A 14,003-nucleotide genomic window follows, 5' to 3' on the forward strand; every position below is an offset into this window, starting at 1 on the left:
CCCTTCGGCGGTTTGACCTAACTCTGGGACATGACCGCCCTGCCCCCTGCCTTTGAGACTTGGTTTGCCAAACGCGGCTGGCACATCCATCCGCATCAGCAGGACATGCTGAGCCGCGCAGATCACGCCGCGCTCTTGCTCATTGCGCCCACAGGGGGTGGGAAAACTCTGGCCGGGTTTCTGCCGACCTTGGTCGATCTGGCTTCAAACCCTCACGAGGGGCTGCACACGCTTTACATTTCACCGTTGAAAGCCCTGGCCGCCGATATCCGGCGCAACCTCACCACACCAGTCGAAGAGATGGGCCTGCCCATACGGATTGAGGACCGCACGGGTGACACCTCCTCCGCGCGTAAGAAACGACAACGGGCCGATCCGCCTCATATCCTTCTAACAACGCCAGAAAGCCTTGCATTACTCACATCTTATGAGGATGCACCACGCATCTTTGCAGGATTGAAACGTGTGGTTGTGGACGAAATACATGCCCTTGCAGAGTCCAAGCGCGGCGATCAGCTGATGCTTGCGCTGAGCCGAGTGCAAGCCATGTGTCCTGATCTTAAGCGCGTGGGCCTTTCAGCCACGGTGGAAGACCCCAAAGCCATCGCTCACCTTTTGGCACGACATCCTGACCCGTGCGAAATTCTCCTGGCAGATCCCGGTCCAGAGCCACAAATCGCGATGCTCAATACTGACGCACCACCTCCCTGGGCTGGGGGTGGTGCGGTCTATGCCATTCCGGCCGTAATGGAGGAAATCAAACGCCACAAGATCACGCTCATCTTTCACAACACGCGTGCGCAGGCGGAAATTTTCTTTCATAATCTATGGCTTGCCAATGAAGAGGCCTTGCCCATCGGCATACATCACGGCTCGCTCGACCGGATACAAAGAGAGCGCGTCGAAGCCGCGATGCAGCGTGGAGAGTTGCGCGCAGTGGTCTGCACCGGAAGTCTGGATCTCGGTATCGATTGGGGCGATGTGGACCTTGTGATCCAAGTTGGCGCGCCTAAGAATGTCAAACGGCTTGTGCAACGCATCGGCCGCGCAAATCACCGCTACAACGCACCGTCCAAGGCGCTTTTGGTGCCCGCCAACCGCTTTGAAGTCATCGAATGCCATGCCGCGTTGGAGGCCGCACGGGACCATGATCTGGATGGTGAACCACGTGGCCCCGGACCAAGAGATGTTCTATGCCAACATATCCTGATCCGCGCCTGTTCGGGCCCCTTTGACACGGATGTGCTCTTTGCTGAGGTCAAAAGCACCGGGTCATACGCGGATTTGACCCGCTCGGAATTTGACGATTGCCTCGATTTCTGTGCCGCGGGTGGTTATGCGTTACGTGCTTACGATCAGTGGCAACGCCTGCTGGAACGCGACGGTCTGTGGCAACTGCGTGATCCACGTGCAGCACGGCTCATCCGCATGAACATCGGCACGATCCAGGACAGTGACCTTCTCAAAGTTCGCATGAAGCGCACGCGGGGCGGCAAACCCCTGGGTGAGATCGAAGAAGGGTTTGCCGCCTCGCTCACACCCGGCGATACTTTCCTCATTGGAGGGCAAATCGTGAAGTACGAAGGCCTACGCGACATGACTGTTGAGGTCAGCCGGGACGCTGCGCGAAAGCCCAAGATTGCTGTCTTCTCTGGCACCAAGTTTGCCACCTCAACCCAGCTGAGCCAGCGAATTCTGCGACTTCTGGCACGCGATGATCATTCTGCCTTACCTGTTCACACCGCGGATTGGATCGCTCTTCAAGCGGGTGTATCTCGCCTGCCCGAGGCTGGGCGTCTTTTGATCGAAAGCTTCCCACATGATGGCCGTGAACATGTGTGCATCTACGGTTTTGCCGGGCGCAACGCGCAGCAGACACTTGGCCTGCTCATCACGAAGCGGATGGAAGACATGGGACTGGCCCCAATGGGATTTGTATCAACGGACTACGCCACTCTGATTTGGGGGTTGAACCCACTGCAAGACGCGACGGGACTCTTTAACCGTGATGCGTTGCGGAAGGGATTGGATCGGTGGTTGGCCGGCAACGCGTTGATGAAACGTACCTTCCGCGCCTCTGCCACCATTGCGGGCCTAATACAGCGCAACTTGCCACAGCTGCGTAAATCGGGACGACAGGCGACATTTTCTTCCGATATCCTCTATGACACGCTGGCAAAATATGACCCCAATCACCTTCTGCTCGACATCACCCGGCAAGAGGCCATGCGCGGATTGATTGATTTTGGGCGGATCGACGACATGCTTGACCGAATTGACGATCGCATTGATCTATTGCGCCTTAGTCGCGTCACGCCCTTTGCGGCACCTCTGTTTTTAGAAGCCGGACGCACGCCGGTCGAAGGGGTCGCGCAAGAGCGCCTTTTGGAAGAAGAAACCGAACGATTGATGCAAGCTGCAGGGTTGATGAACTAAAGCGGTTTGCAATCATCCGGGAGGCAGGTTTATCGCGCAACGCTTTAGCGCTTGCAAAATACACGGGCGCAAGCCACAAGAACAGAGCATGAACGGTTACGATTTTACTCTCGCGGGCGCGCAACTCACCGCGCTTGGGTCCGGTGCGCTCTATTGGCGCGATCAAAACCTTCTATGCGTCTCGGACATGCATCTGGGCAAGGCCGAGCGCCGCGCACGACTGGGCGATGCCATCTTGCCACCCTATGAAACCCACGACACTTTGTCTCGCCTGCAATCCGACCTCGACACCACCGGGGCGACGACCGTCATTTGCCTAGGCGACAGCTTCGATGATGCCCAGGCGGCCTTGTCGCTTCGTGAGGCTGAAAAACTCTGGATCGCACGTCTGCAAGCCGGACGCCGGTGGGTCTGGATTGAAGGCAATCATGATCCGGGTCCGATGGACCTTGGTGGTGCCCATCTTTCCGAACTTCCTCTCCCGCCCCTCGTATTCCGCCACATTGCGCGACCTGGGCACAGTGGCGAAATTTCAGGGCATTATCACCCGAAGGTCACGTTGCCCGTGCGGGGCCGCACGATCACGCGACCAGCGTTTTTGATCGATATTGACAAGGTGATTATGCCAGCCTTTGGCACATTTACGGGCGGATTGCGAAGCCATGATGCAGCACTGTGTGATCTAATGCGTAGCGAAACAATTGCTGTGCTGACCGGCACCACACCACGCGCAGCGCCTATGCCGCGTGGCTGACGCGTTTTACCTTTAATCCAAAACATCCGCGAAAGGCGCTCCGCTTTGAACTTTACAAGATCTGCGCGTTTTCCAAACCAGGTTTGTACTTCCGGCTGACCGGCACCACATCGCCATTGGACAAAACGATACTGATCTTATGGCTGCTCTCGCGGTCTACCTGGACAATCGCATCCCGCGCAACCCAATGTGAGCGGTGTGTGCAATATCCCTCTACCTCGTCCATCTCGCTGATCGCATCGGTTAGACGCAACCGAAGCGTTTCTGAACCGTGCGACGTGGCGATCTCCACATGATGGTCCTGACCTGAAATCCGAATGATCTTGCCTCTGATCTCCGGGCTCAGCCGGGTCACAAGGCGAGGTTCTTTTTCTACTTCGTCATCAAAAAATGGATAGGTGCACTCCTCGGCGCGAACGACCACACGACGAGACACATAAGCGGCAAAAGCAACTGCAAAGGTGTACAATACGACATTGGGAAACTCTGGGGGCATGCCACCCAAAAGGCCTTCAACGCAACGCCCGACAAGAATCAATACAGGCGTGAAAACCACTGTCACAACGATACTGGCCGCCAAATCAAAGAGTGCGGGCCGCTCCTGACCAATCATGACAAGAACCACACCGCGCACGACATATCCACAGAGCAATGCCAGCGAAACGACCGAAACCCAGTATAGCGTTCGCGCCGAGAATTCCATACCGTCATATGTCCCAAATGGCCCTGCCAGGACGGTTAAAACAACTGTAAACAACCAAACAATACCCGTGACCGGAGACATCATCATCCGAAGATTCTCGGTCACACTGAGTTTAATGTTACCTGTAGACACCATTCGTCTCGCCACACACTCGCTCGAATTTCTACAATCAGTCGTTCACACGAACCACTGACAAGATTACCCTAAAGTTGCACCAAAACCGTAGGAATAATTTATGGGAAACATCCCCACTTTGTCCCCTTATGTGACTGAAAAGATAAATAAGAGTTTCTCCGCGCAATCGATGATGGCAACACTTGGGGCCAAACTGACTCGTATCGAAAACGGTCATGTAGACATCGAAGCTCCTATCTTGGCGGGCAGCTTACAACAGCAGGGCTATGCCCATGCGGGGCTGACCTTTGCGATCGGAGATAGCGCAACAGGGTACTCTGCCCTTAGTCTTTTGCCAGAAACTCACGAAGTTTTGACAACCGAGATGAAGATCAACCTGCTCGCTCCGGGCAAGGGCGAGCGGCTTGTGGCCCGCGGCCGGGTGATCCGGCCAGGGCGTCGTTTGATGGTGGTGCAATCGGATGTCTTTGCCATCCAAGACGGCAAAGAGAGCCACATCGCATTGCTCACCGGGACGATGATCCCGGTCGATTTATCGAAGACCTAAGCAGTTAAACCTTCAGGCTCGGAAAGCCCATTGGCCCGGCAACACGCCGTGACTGTGTTGGCCAACAGACAAGCAATGGTCATAGGCCCAACACCGCCCGGCACGGGCGTGATCGCCCCGGCTCGTTCGGACGCGCTGGCAAAGTCCACATCTCCCACAAGCTTGTTCTTACCGTCGCGCTCAATCCGGTTGATGCCTACGTCAATGACGGTGGCCCCTTCCTTGATCCAGTCGCCGGGGACCATTTCAGGGCGGCCCACAGCAGCCACCACAATGTCGGCGCGGCGAACAACATCTGGAAGGTCCTTCGTCCGGCTATGCGCAATCGTCACGGTGCAGCTATCGCCGAGCAAGAGTTGCGCCATGGGTTTGCCCACAATGTTAGAGCGGCCCACAACCACAGCATCCAGACCGCTAAGTGACCCGTGATGGTCGCGCAGCATCATCAGACAGCCCAAAGGCGTACAGGGCACCATGGATTTTTGACCGGTGCCCAACAGGCCCACATTGGAAATGTGGAACCCATCGACATCTTTAGCAGGATCGATTGAATTGATCACAAGATCCTCGTTGAGATGGCCGGGCAAAGGCAGCTGCACCAAAATCCCATGAATATCAGGATCGTTGTTAAGCTGATCGACAACGGCCAGAAGATCCTCTTCGGACGTATCGGCATCCAGTTTGTGCTCGACAGACTTCATGCCCACCTCGACAGTTTGTTTGCCTTTGGAGCGCACATAAACCTGAGAGGCAGGGTCTTCCCCGACCAGCACCACGGCCAAGCCGGGTGTGATGCCGTGCTCTTCTTTCAACCGCGCCACATGGCCTGCGACTTTTTCCCGAACGGTACCGGCAAAGGCTTTGCCGTCAATGATCTGCGCTGTCATCGTCTTTCCTTTTTACATGTGGAAGGCGGGGTGAAACCCCGCCCTACGACACAACTTGGTAGGGCGAGGTTTCACCCCGCCATGGATTAAAACAGCCCTTCAATCTGACCGTTGTCGTTGAGATGAATGTTCTCTGCCGCAGGTTTGCTTGGCAGACCCGGCATCGTCATGATCTCACCGCAAACAACAACCACAAACCCTGCCCCGGCACTGAGCCGCACTTCACGCACAGGCACCGAATGGCCCGTTGGTGCGCCGCGCAGGTTCGGATCGGTTGAGAAGCTGTACTGCGTTTTGGCCATACAGACCGGAAGCTTGCCGTACCCCTGCTCTTCCCAGAGCTTGAGCTGATCGCGGATTTTCTTGTCGGCCAAAACCTCATCGGCGCGGTAGATGCGCTTGGCGATGGTCTCGACCTTTTCAAAGAGGCTCATGTCATCAGGATAAATCGGCGCAAAGTTGGCATTGCCCGCATCCACAACCTCAACCACTTTCTTGGCGAGATCCTCAGACCCTTCCGAGCCAAATTCCCAATGCTTGGAGACAACCGCCTCAGCACCGTGCTCAGACACATAGTCCTTCACCGCCTGGACTTCAGCATCGGTGTCGGTGACAAAGTGGTTAATCGCCACAACGACCGGCACACCAAAGGATTTGACGTTCTCGATGTGACGCCCAAGGTTCGGGCAGCCATTCTTGACCGCATCAACATTCTCCGCGCCAAGATCGGCCTTAGCCACACCGCCATTCATCTTCATCGCCCTCACGGTCGCCACCAGCACCACTGCCGACGGCGCAAGCCCCGCCTTGCGGCATTTGATGTTCATGAACTTCTCGGCCCCAAGGTCCGCTCCAAAGCCCGCTTCGGTCACCACGTAATCGGCAATCTTCAGCGCCGTTGTCGTCGCAATCACCGAGTTACAGCCATGCGCGATATTGGCGAACGGGCCGCCATGCACAAAGGCCGGGTTGTTTTCCAGTGTCTGCACAAGGTTGGGCTGCATCGCGTCCTTGAGCAGAACCGTCATCGCCCCTTCTGCCTTGATATCACGGCAGAAAACCGGTGTGCGATCGCGGCGGTAGGCCACAATCATATCGCCCAAGCGCTTTTCAAGGTCCTTGAGGTCTCTGGCCAGGCACAGGATCGCCATGACCTCAGATGCCACCGTGATGTCAAACCCGCCCTCGCGCGGGAAGCCATTGGCCACACCGCCAAGCGACACGTTGATCTGACGCAGGGCACGATCATTCATGTCCACGACACGGCGCCATTGCACCCGGCGCACGTCAATCTCTTGCTCATTTCCCCAATAGATGTGGTTGTCGATCATCGCCGAGAGTAACGAGTGCGCCGAAGTGATCGCGTGGAAGTCGCCCGTGAAATGCAGGTTCATATCCTCCATCGGCACAACCTGCGCATAGCCACCGCCCGCGGCTCCACCCTTCATCCCGAAGTTCGGGCCAAGCGACGCCTCGCGAATGCAGATCATCGCCTTCTTGCCGATGCGGTTGAGACCATCGCCCAGACCCACGGTCGTTGTCGTCTTGCCTTCGCCCGCAGGCGTCGGGTTGATCGCGGTTACAAGGATGAGCTTGCCATCTTTGTTCTTCTGAACCGAATTGATGTAATCCTGGCTCACCTTCGCCTTGTCATGGCCATAGGGCAGTAGATGCTCGGTCGGAATGCCAAGCTTGTCGCCGACCGCTTGGATCGGCTGTTTCTTGGCCTCGCGGGCGATTTCAATGTCGGACTTGTAGCTCATGATGATTTCCCTCTGGCCGCGCACGGCAACTCCTGTTCGCTGTTAGCCATACAAAGTAGACCCTCGTATACGAGGTCAGGAATCCGACATTTCCCGTCTCTGATGCGGCGGCAGGTCGCGGTTTTGTTTCATATCGGAAACATCGCTTACACTTTCGACACCGGATCTTGTAGCATTTCGATGCAGAGTTTCGTGAGATTGAGTTGGGAAAGGGCACGTGGTGAAACGACGCACGCTCTTGCAGGGTATGGCCGCTGGTCTTGGTTTTGGAGGGACAATATCATCGGCCCAAAGCAAAACATTTTTTGTTCCTGCGGAAGAAGCACCACATGAATGCACCTTCATGCAATGGCCCGTCAGCAGAAAGGTCTATTCACACAGCGGCTTTCTTAAACTTGTGCAGGCAAAGATCGCCGAAGTCGCGAACCTCATCGCGGAATTTGAACCTGTTGTGATGTTGGCCGATGCGGAACACCATGCGCAGATCGCCCCCCTCCTTTCTGGCAACGTCACGTTGTGGAACATCCCGACCGAAGATCTCTGGTGTCGCGACTCGGGCCCGATTTTTGCCATTGATGGAGCTGGAAACAGGGTCATCCAGCACATCAAGTTCAATGGCTGGGGAAACAAGCAGACGCATGCACATGACAGCCAAATTGCCTCTCGCGTGGCAGAGCTTTCGGATCTGCCTCTCTTGGACACCCCGCTCAAAGGCGAAGGCGGAGGCATTGAACAGGACGGGCATGGGCTTTTGATGGCGCATGAAAGCTCTTGGGTGATCCGAAACCGAAATCCGGGGCTGTCTCGCGAAGATGTTGAAAACACCTTGCTGCTAGCCATTGGCGCGTCGGAAATGATCTGGGCGCCCGGCCTTAAGGATCACGACATCACCGATTATCACATAGACGCCCTGGCGCGCTTTACCGGACCAGGGCGGGTTTTGATGAACTTACCGTCAGAACCGCTGCCTGACGATCCATTCTACAACGCCATGATAGAAACCTATGACGTCCTGATCGCCCGCGGCCTTGATGTCGATGTCATCCCGGAACCAAACCGAAGACGGGTCAAGAGCTATGATTTCGTTGCCTCATACGTGAATTACTACGTTTGCAATGGCGCGGTGATCACCTCGGAATTTGGCGATGCGGAAACCGACGCCAAGGCGCGGCAAGCGCTCATGGCACACTTCCCAGAACGGGAGATTGTGATGATGAATGCAGATATACTTGGCGAACTTGGCGGCGGCATCCATTGCGCAACACAGCAAATGCCAAGGGCTTAGGACGCTGCAAAAACATCCAAGATGCAAAGAGCTTAGTACGCCTTACCGGTCAGGCAGTCTGCATGGTGCATCCATGGGCGCTGATCAGGGACATGCAGGCGCAATGTGTCCCCTATGCTGAGTGGCCCAGGTCGTTCAACCCATGCCGTCACACCACGCCTGTGACGTGCGGCGGGTTTGAAGAGTTTGCCGTACCCCTCGTGATCTTTCTCAAGCTCCTTGCCGGGCCAGATGCAGGGGCGGTTTTCCATATCGATAACCAAAGTCGTGCCCTCATCAGACTGCAAACGCGAAGAGGGGGGAATGTGCGTAAAGTCGTCAATCCCCTCAACCACAATTGAGGCCCCCATCCATTCAGGGTTCATTTCGTCCAACCCAACCTCTTTCGAGATATCGGCAAGTTCTTCGGCAGAGAGCACCGAAAACTGACGTACATTGGCAATCTCGGTGCCTTCTTCGTGCTGATCCTTGACCCGCACACAGGAAGGTCGCGTCCGGCCACCATGGAACTCGCCCGGCACACCATCCCAACCGACATCCACCGATGTCAGCGGCTCAGACCGGATCCCATCCTCCTGCGTTTTGACGAACCCAAGCCAGGTAACGCGAGCATAGTGATCTGTGGGCAATAACGCGGGCATGTTGGTTCCTTTGAATGTTTTGCACCAACTTCGACGCCTATCATGATGTGGTCAAATCAAATTACGTGATGATGTGTTCTCGATGACTTTTCCCCTTATCGGTTGAGCTTGTACGAACTAGATGTGCTAGCAATCGGTGAAATCTGTTGGGTAAAGTCCAAAGCCAAATGTTTAAACAGGCCGTTCTTCCAGTATGCGCATGCCTTTGCGCCGTGTCAGTTGCCCAAGCCGACCCCGTGGACCACGGGCAATGGTCTGGTTTTTACACTGGCGCGACCCTGAATTACGCAGGTGGAACAAACAAGACGATCGGAAATCGCTTTACCTTTAACCAGAACCAAGCCGTGAACCGTGTCGATCATTCCTACGAGGGTTTTGGTCTCAGCAGTTTCATTGGATGGAACAAACGTGTTGGAAGAGTGGTTTATGGTGGTGAATTCTCCCTCTCTGCCGATGATCTGAGCTCGGAACTTACATTCAATGCTGACAACGATATCGATCAGGTCGAAATTCAATGGTCTGGGAACATCACTGGACGGTACGGGCAGGTATATGGCGACACGTTGCTCTATGCCAAAGGCGGTGTGTCATTTGCAAGGATCCGCAACATTGGCGGCGATGTGAATGGTGGGGCGCTAACTCTTTCAGACGCTTACATGCGAAACGACCTGTATTTCGGGCCTCTTCTTGCCATCGGCGCAGAGCGCTTCTTTAACGAAAACTGGTTACTGCGCGTTGAATATAGCATAACCGATTATGGCAACTTCACTCAGGCCAACCAAGACGGCGTACCAAACTCTCAAAGGTACACAGTTAGCAATGGCCCGGTGCAAAAGTTGTCTTTAGGTGTTGCCTTCCAGTTTTGAAGGCATAGCCCCTGTTTTCAATCCAGATCACATGGTCAGAGTGAAAAACATCCGGCGGAACGGGAACAGAACCGAACCATCTTTACGCACCGGATAGGCGGCATGCATTGCCTCTTCGTAGCGTTTGATCAGTGCGGTTTTCTCACCTTCATCAAGCGCCTGCAGAACAGGTCGCGCATAGGTGCTTTCGGTAAAACGACGCACAGGATGGCTTCCTGACTCGGCCACAAGACGCTGATAATACTCGGTTTCCCAAAGCCTGAACTGGCCCATGGAAGATAACAGCTCTTCATATTTCACAGGCGCCATGACACCGGGTGTGCCCATCTTTTCAACTCGGCCAGGGAACATTTCCTCAACCAAACCCAGCCAGACACGGTGTGACGGCGCCTTGTTCTGATGCGGCATTTGCACGGCCAGCGTGCCGCCCTTGCCAAGCATTTCGGCCAGTTGCGGCATCAGTTTTTCGTGGTTTCCGACCCAATGCAGTGCCGCGTTGGAAAAGATAAGGCCAGGCTTGCGCGGTGCGCGCCAGCTGGCAATATCGGCCTGGCTAACGCTGCTATAGGCTTTGACCACGCGCGCCTTTTCCAGCATCGAGGGGCTGGCATCAACGCCAATCACGGCACGACCACCCGCCAGAGCGCGAAGGGCATCTCCCATAGCCCCATTGCCGCAGCCAAGGTCGTAGACATCCCCGGTGCCCAGATGTGTGATCGTGTTGATCAGATCGAGACCGGGCCGCAGCCGCAAATCATGGAATCGGGCATACGCGCCCGGGTTCCAATCTGTCGTTGCAGTCGTCGTCGTCACGCTGAGGGTTCGGGCTCCATGCCGCCATCTCCGCTCTTTGGCTCTGAGCGCGGCTTTGTTTTGGGAATGGCCGTGAGAGACGGTTTGTCGTCTTCAGCCGAAGGTGCGCTACCGGAGTCGTCATCTGCCTCTGGCGGCTCGCCCCGAATGACACGCTCGATCTCTTCGCCGGTCAGAGTTTCATATTCCAAGAGCCCTTGTGCCAGCCGCTCCCAGTCGTCTTTCTTCTCGGTCAGGATCTTGTGCGCAGTCTCATACGCGTCATCAATCAGGCGCTTGACCTCTTCTTCGATCAATTCCTTGGTCGCCGCGGAGATGGAAAACCCGCCGGCTCCGTTGCCCATGTAACCTTCATGGGCCTGTTCGTAGTCAACGTTGCCAACCTTGTCGGACATGCCCCAACGCAGCACCATGGCGCGCGACAAACTGGAAGCTTGCTGAATGTCGCCGGCCGGGCCGTTTGAGACATTGTCTTCGCCATACTTGATGATCTCAGCCGCCTTGCCCGCCATCGTCATGGCGAGCTTTTCCTCGCATTCAGAACGATGCCAGTTCAGGCGATCAATCTCAGGCAAGGACACAACCATACCCAGCGCACCCCCGCGCGGGATGATCGTCGCCTTGTAGACCGGGTCACATTGCGGCAAGGCAAGACCAACAATGGCGTGCCCCGCCTCGTGATACGCGGTCTTTTCCTTTTGCTCAGGCGTCAGGACCATCGACCGGCGCTCTGCGCCCATCATGACTTTGTCCTTGGCTTGCTCGAAGTCTTCCATAGTTACGAATCGGCGCCCCACACGCGCCGCCATCAACGCGGCCTCATTCACGAGGTTGGCGAGGTCCGCACCGGAAAAGCCTGGCGAGCCGCGCGCGATGATGCGCAGATCGACATCCGGACCCAACGGCGTCTTGCGTGCGTGTACGGCCAGAATTTTCTCACGGCCCTTGATATCAGGGTTCGGCACAGTGACCTGACGGTCAAACCGGCCTGGACGCAGAAGTGCCGGATCAAGGACGTCTTTACGGTTCGTGGCCGCGATAATGATCACACCTTCGTTGGCCTCAAACCCGTCCATCTCAACAAGCAATTGGTTCAGCGTCTGTTCCCGCTCATCATTGCCACCGCCATATCCGGCACCCCGATGGCGACCCACCGCATCAATCTCGTCGATGAACACAATGCAAGGTGCGTTTTTCTTGGCTTGCTCGAACATGTCGCGCACGCGGCTTGCGCCAACACCGACAAACATTTCAACAAAATCCGAGCCGGAAATCGTAAAGAACGGCACACCTGCCTCACCGGCAATCGCCCGCGCAAGCAGCGTTTTACCGGTTCCCGGAGGCCCCACCAAAAGCGCACCTTTTGGAATTTTACCGCCCAGACGCGAGAACTTCTGCGGGTTGCGTAGAAACTCTACGATCTCTTCAAGCTCTTCCTTGGCCTCGTCGATTCCCGCCACATCATCAAATGTGACCCGCCCATGTTTCTCGGTCAGAAGCTTGGCGCGCGACTTGCCAAAGCCCATCGCACCGCCTTTGCCGCCGCCTTGCATGCGGTTCATGAAATAGATCCAGACACCGATCAGCAGGATGAAAGGCAGAAGCGTGATGATAAAGCTCTGGAAGCCTGACTGCTCTTGAGACTCAGCCGCAACCGGAATCCCCGCATCAATCAAAAGCTTCGTGATTTCAGCATCTTCCGGCTTGACCGTGACGTAGTCATTGCCGTCACTCCCACGGAAGCGAACATTCTCACCATCAAGCGTGACCTGAGCCACCTCGCCGCCATCAACCGCCTGTACGAATTCCGAATACGGGATCGCCCGGCTTTGCAGAGTGTTGCCCGAGCCACTGAACAGATTGAACAGTGCCAGGATCAACAAAAACAGCACCAGCCAGAAGGCGAGATTGCGCGCGTTGCCCAAAGGGTTTCTCCTTACATCATAACCGGCCCACAGGTATCACAGGCAGGTAATGCAATAAATAGACATCCTTGCTAGATGTTCAATGCGCCAAAAGCGCGGCAAAGAAGTGGTCTTGATCGCGCAAAAGGCTGGCTGTCCAGCCATTTCCCAGACCGGACAGTGGTGCCGCGACCAAATGCCCGTCCCGCCAGACTGCGGGACTCGCCTTGAGCGATGTCGCGGGCATACCGGACTGACGCCAGGCCGGGCACTCTGCCAGCCCGTCTTCCCCGAGCATGGCAATCTCCGCACCCTTGGGCCAGGGACCATCCAGCTTCCACCGGCCGTCCCAGATATCGCCAGCGGATGATCTATGCCCCTCGACCGCCTGCGCTTCGCGGGTGAAACGCAACGCCTCGTCACTCACAGTCATTTCACAGCCATGCAGCGTCATACCAGTTCCGCCGCGAATAGCCTCCAGCATAAAGTCCACAGATCGACCTCGCGGCGCATAGTCCGCTCCGCTGATCCATTTCAGAATTTTCTGCAAAAGCCGGCTCGAAATATCGCGTTGCAAAGTCCGAAACTGCTTGCGCGGAAAAATGACATCTCCCCTGTCGATCTGCGCATGCTCCCGGGCCGTCAAAAACACGTACCAATAGAGCGTGCCGCGCACATCGGACATATGTTGAGCAACCGTGGCCAATGATCTTGGCGACAGACCGAGATCTGACAAGGCATCAATAGCATTGCGCGCCCGTGTCCGCTCATAGATCTCATCTTCATTGGTGGGATCATCGATCCAGTCTTGACCAATCGCATTGAGGTAGCCGCGCAGCTCGGCGCGCTCGACCCCCAGCACGGGTCGGCAAAATTCTGTCAGCCCATGGCGCCAGGTTTTTGACATGGCCGCCAGCCCGTCCACACCTGCCTCGCGCGAAAGGCGCATCAGAAACGTCTCGGCTTGATCATTCTGCGTATGGGCCACCGCAACCTTGGGGATACCACGCTCTTCCGCCCAATCGGCCATCAGGCTGTACCGTGCCCGGCGCGCCGCATCGGGCAGATTGCCGGAACTGCGTCTCCCCTCCCAAACAAGCGTGTCATGATGAACGCCAATACGTGCGCACACGTCTTTCACAAACTTCGCTTCTCGCGCCGATTCAGCCCGCAGATTGTGGTCCACAGTCACCGCGTGCACAGGGGGCCCACCCTGATCTGCCCATTTGACGAGAAGCATCAAAAGCGCAAGCGAGTCACTTCCGCCCG

The 14,003-nt window shown here is 56.1% G+C and carries 12 protein-coding genes; 5 read left to right on the forward strand and 7 right to left on the reverse strand.

Translation table 11 applies throughout. The annotated features are described in order from the left end of the window. Positions 1-30 precede the first annotated feature (30 nt). Complete coding sequence (locus RZ517_RS14540; RefSeq protein WP_338548891.1) at positions 31-2,436, forward strand: ligase-associated DNA damage response DEXH box helicase; 2,406 nt, start codon at positions 31-33, stop codon at positions 2,434-2,436. An 88-nt stretch (positions 2,437-2,524) separates the two neighbouring features. Then, positions 2,525-3,190 (forward strand): ligase-associated DNA damage response endonuclease PdeM, encoded by a 666-nt coding sequence (pdeM, locus tag RZ517_RS14545; RefSeq protein WP_338548892.1) that lies wholly within the window; start codon positions 2,525-2,527, stop codon positions 3,188-3,190. Between the two features lie 52 nt (positions 3,191-3,242). Here the strand turns inward: pdeM and RZ517_RS14550 are convergent, their stop codons facing one another. Further along, positions 3,243-3,980 (reverse strand): LytTR family DNA-binding domain-containing protein, encoded by a 738-nt coding sequence (locus tag RZ517_RS14550; protein ID WP_338548893.1) that lies wholly within the window; start codon positions 3,978-3,980, stop codon positions 3,243-3,245. 148 nt (positions 3,981-4,128) lie between these two features. Here RZ517_RS14550 and RZ517_RS14555 point away from each other — a divergent pair, with 148 nt between their 5' ends. After that, the gene (locus RZ517_RS14555; RefSeq protein ID WP_338548894.1) at positions 4,129-4,575 is read left to right on the forward strand and encodes a PaaI family thioesterase; all 447 of its coding nucleotides are present in this window, start codon (positions 4,129-4,131) and stop codon (positions 4,573-4,575) included. Here the strand turns inward: RZ517_RS14555 and folD are convergent. Together folD and RZ517_RS14565 are read right to left on the reverse strand one after the other, a co-directional pair. Beyond that, a complete protein-coding gene (gene folD, locus RZ517_RS14560; RefSeq protein ID WP_338548895.1) occupies positions 4,572-5,462 on the reverse strand; it encodes a bifunctional methylenetetrahydrofolate dehydrogenase/methenyltetrahydrofolate cyclohydrolase FolD in 891 nt (296 codons plus the stop codon). The genes RZ517_RS14555 and folD overlap by 4 nt on opposite strands. Positions 5,463-5,548: 86 nt before the next feature. Then, positions 5,549-7,225 (reverse strand): formate--tetrahydrofolate ligase, encoded by a 1,677-nt coding sequence (locus tag RZ517_RS14565; RefSeq protein ID WP_338548896.1) that lies wholly within the window; start codon positions 7,223-7,225, stop codon positions 5,549-5,551. A gap of 220 nt (positions 7,226-7,445) precedes the next feature. Between RZ517_RS14565 and RZ517_RS14570 the strand changes: the two genes are divergently transcribed. Next, complete coding sequence (locus RZ517_RS14570; protein ID WP_338548897.1) at positions 7,446-8,510, forward strand: agmatine deiminase family protein; 1,065 nt, start codon at positions 7,446-7,448, stop codon at positions 8,508-8,510. 32 nt (positions 8,511-8,542) lie between these two features. Here the strand turns inward: RZ517_RS14570 and RZ517_RS14575 are convergent, their stop codons facing one another. Next, positions 8,543-9,151 carry an MOSC domain-containing protein gene (locus tag RZ517_RS14575; RefSeq protein WP_317057257.1) on the reverse strand — a complete coding sequence of 203 codons (609 nt, stop codon included), beginning with the start codon at positions 9,149-9,151 and terminating at the stop codon, positions 8,543-8,545. Between the two features lie 146 nt (positions 9,152-9,297). On the opposite strand from RZ517_RS14575, the gene RZ517_RS14580 reads away from it, so the two are divergent. Beyond that, entirely contained in the window at positions 9,298-10,017 is a 720-nt protein-coding gene (locus RZ517_RS14580) for an outer membrane protein (protein ID WP_338548898.1), read from the forward strand. A 27-nt stretch (positions 10,018-10,044) separates the two neighbouring features. On the opposite strand, the gene RZ517_RS14585 is transcribed toward RZ517_RS14580, so the two are convergent. The 3 genes from RZ517_RS14585 to tilS all read right to left on the reverse strand — a co-directional run bounded on the left by RZ517_RS14585 (position 10,045) and on the right by tilS (position 13,974). Beyond that, complete coding sequence (locus tag RZ517_RS14585; protein ID WP_422395585.1) at positions 10,045-10,725, reverse strand: methyltransferase domain-containing protein; 681 nt, start codon at positions 10,723-10,725, stop codon at positions 10,045-10,047. A gap of 101 nt (positions 10,726-10,826) precedes the next feature. Beyond that, positions 10,827-12,755, reverse strand: coding sequence for an ATP-dependent zinc metalloprotease FtsH (gene ftsH, locus RZ517_RS14590; protein ID WP_338548899.1), 1,929 nt, complete (start codon positions 12,753-12,755; stop codon positions 10,827-10,829). A gap of 79 nt (positions 12,756-12,834) precedes the next feature. Then, complete coding sequence (gene tilS / locus RZ517_RS14595) at positions 12,835-13,974, reverse strand: tRNA lysidine(34) synthetase TilS (RefSeq protein ID WP_338548900.1); 1,140 nt, start codon at positions 13,972-13,974, stop codon at positions 12,835-12,837. Positions 13,975-14,003: the final 29 nt, after the last annotated feature.

This window comes from Roseovarius sp. S88 (genome assembly GCF_037023735.1).
Taxonomy (GTDB): Bacteria; Pseudomonadota; Alphaproteobacteria; order Rhodobacterales; family Rhodobacteraceae; genus Roseovarius; species Roseovarius phycicola.

Coding starts and splice junctions, on each gene's coding strand:
- RZ517_RS14575 (WP_317057257.1), bottom strand. CDS start 9,151: ATGCCCGCGTTATTGCCCACAGATCACTATGCTCGCGTTACCTGGCTT.
- RZ517_RS14540 (WP_338548891.1), top strand. CDS start 31: ATGACCGCCCTGCCCCCTGCCTTTGAGACTTGGTTTGCCAAACGCGGC.
- tilS (WP_338548900.1), bottom strand. CDS start 13,974: ATGCTTCTCGTCAAATGGGCAGATCAGGGTGGGCCCCCTGTGCACGCG.
- pdeM (WP_338548892.1), top strand. CDS start 2,525: ATGAACGGTTACGATTTTACTCTCGCGGGCGCGCAACTCACCGCGCTT.
- RZ517_RS14555 (WP_338548894.1), top strand. CDS start 4,129: ATGGGAAACATCCCCACTTTGTCCCCTTATGTGACTGAAAAGATAAAT.
- RZ517_RS14565 (WP_338548896.1), bottom strand. CDS start 7,225: ATGAGCTACAAGTCCGACATTGAAATCGCCCGCGAGGCCAAGAAACAG.
- RZ517_RS14550 (WP_338548893.1), bottom strand. CDS start 3,980: ATGATGATGTCTCCGGTCACGGGTATTGTTTGGTTGTTTACAGTTGTT.
- folD (WP_338548895.1), bottom strand. CDS start 5,462: ATGACAGCGCAGATCATTGACGGCAAAGCCTTTGCCGGTACCGTTCGG.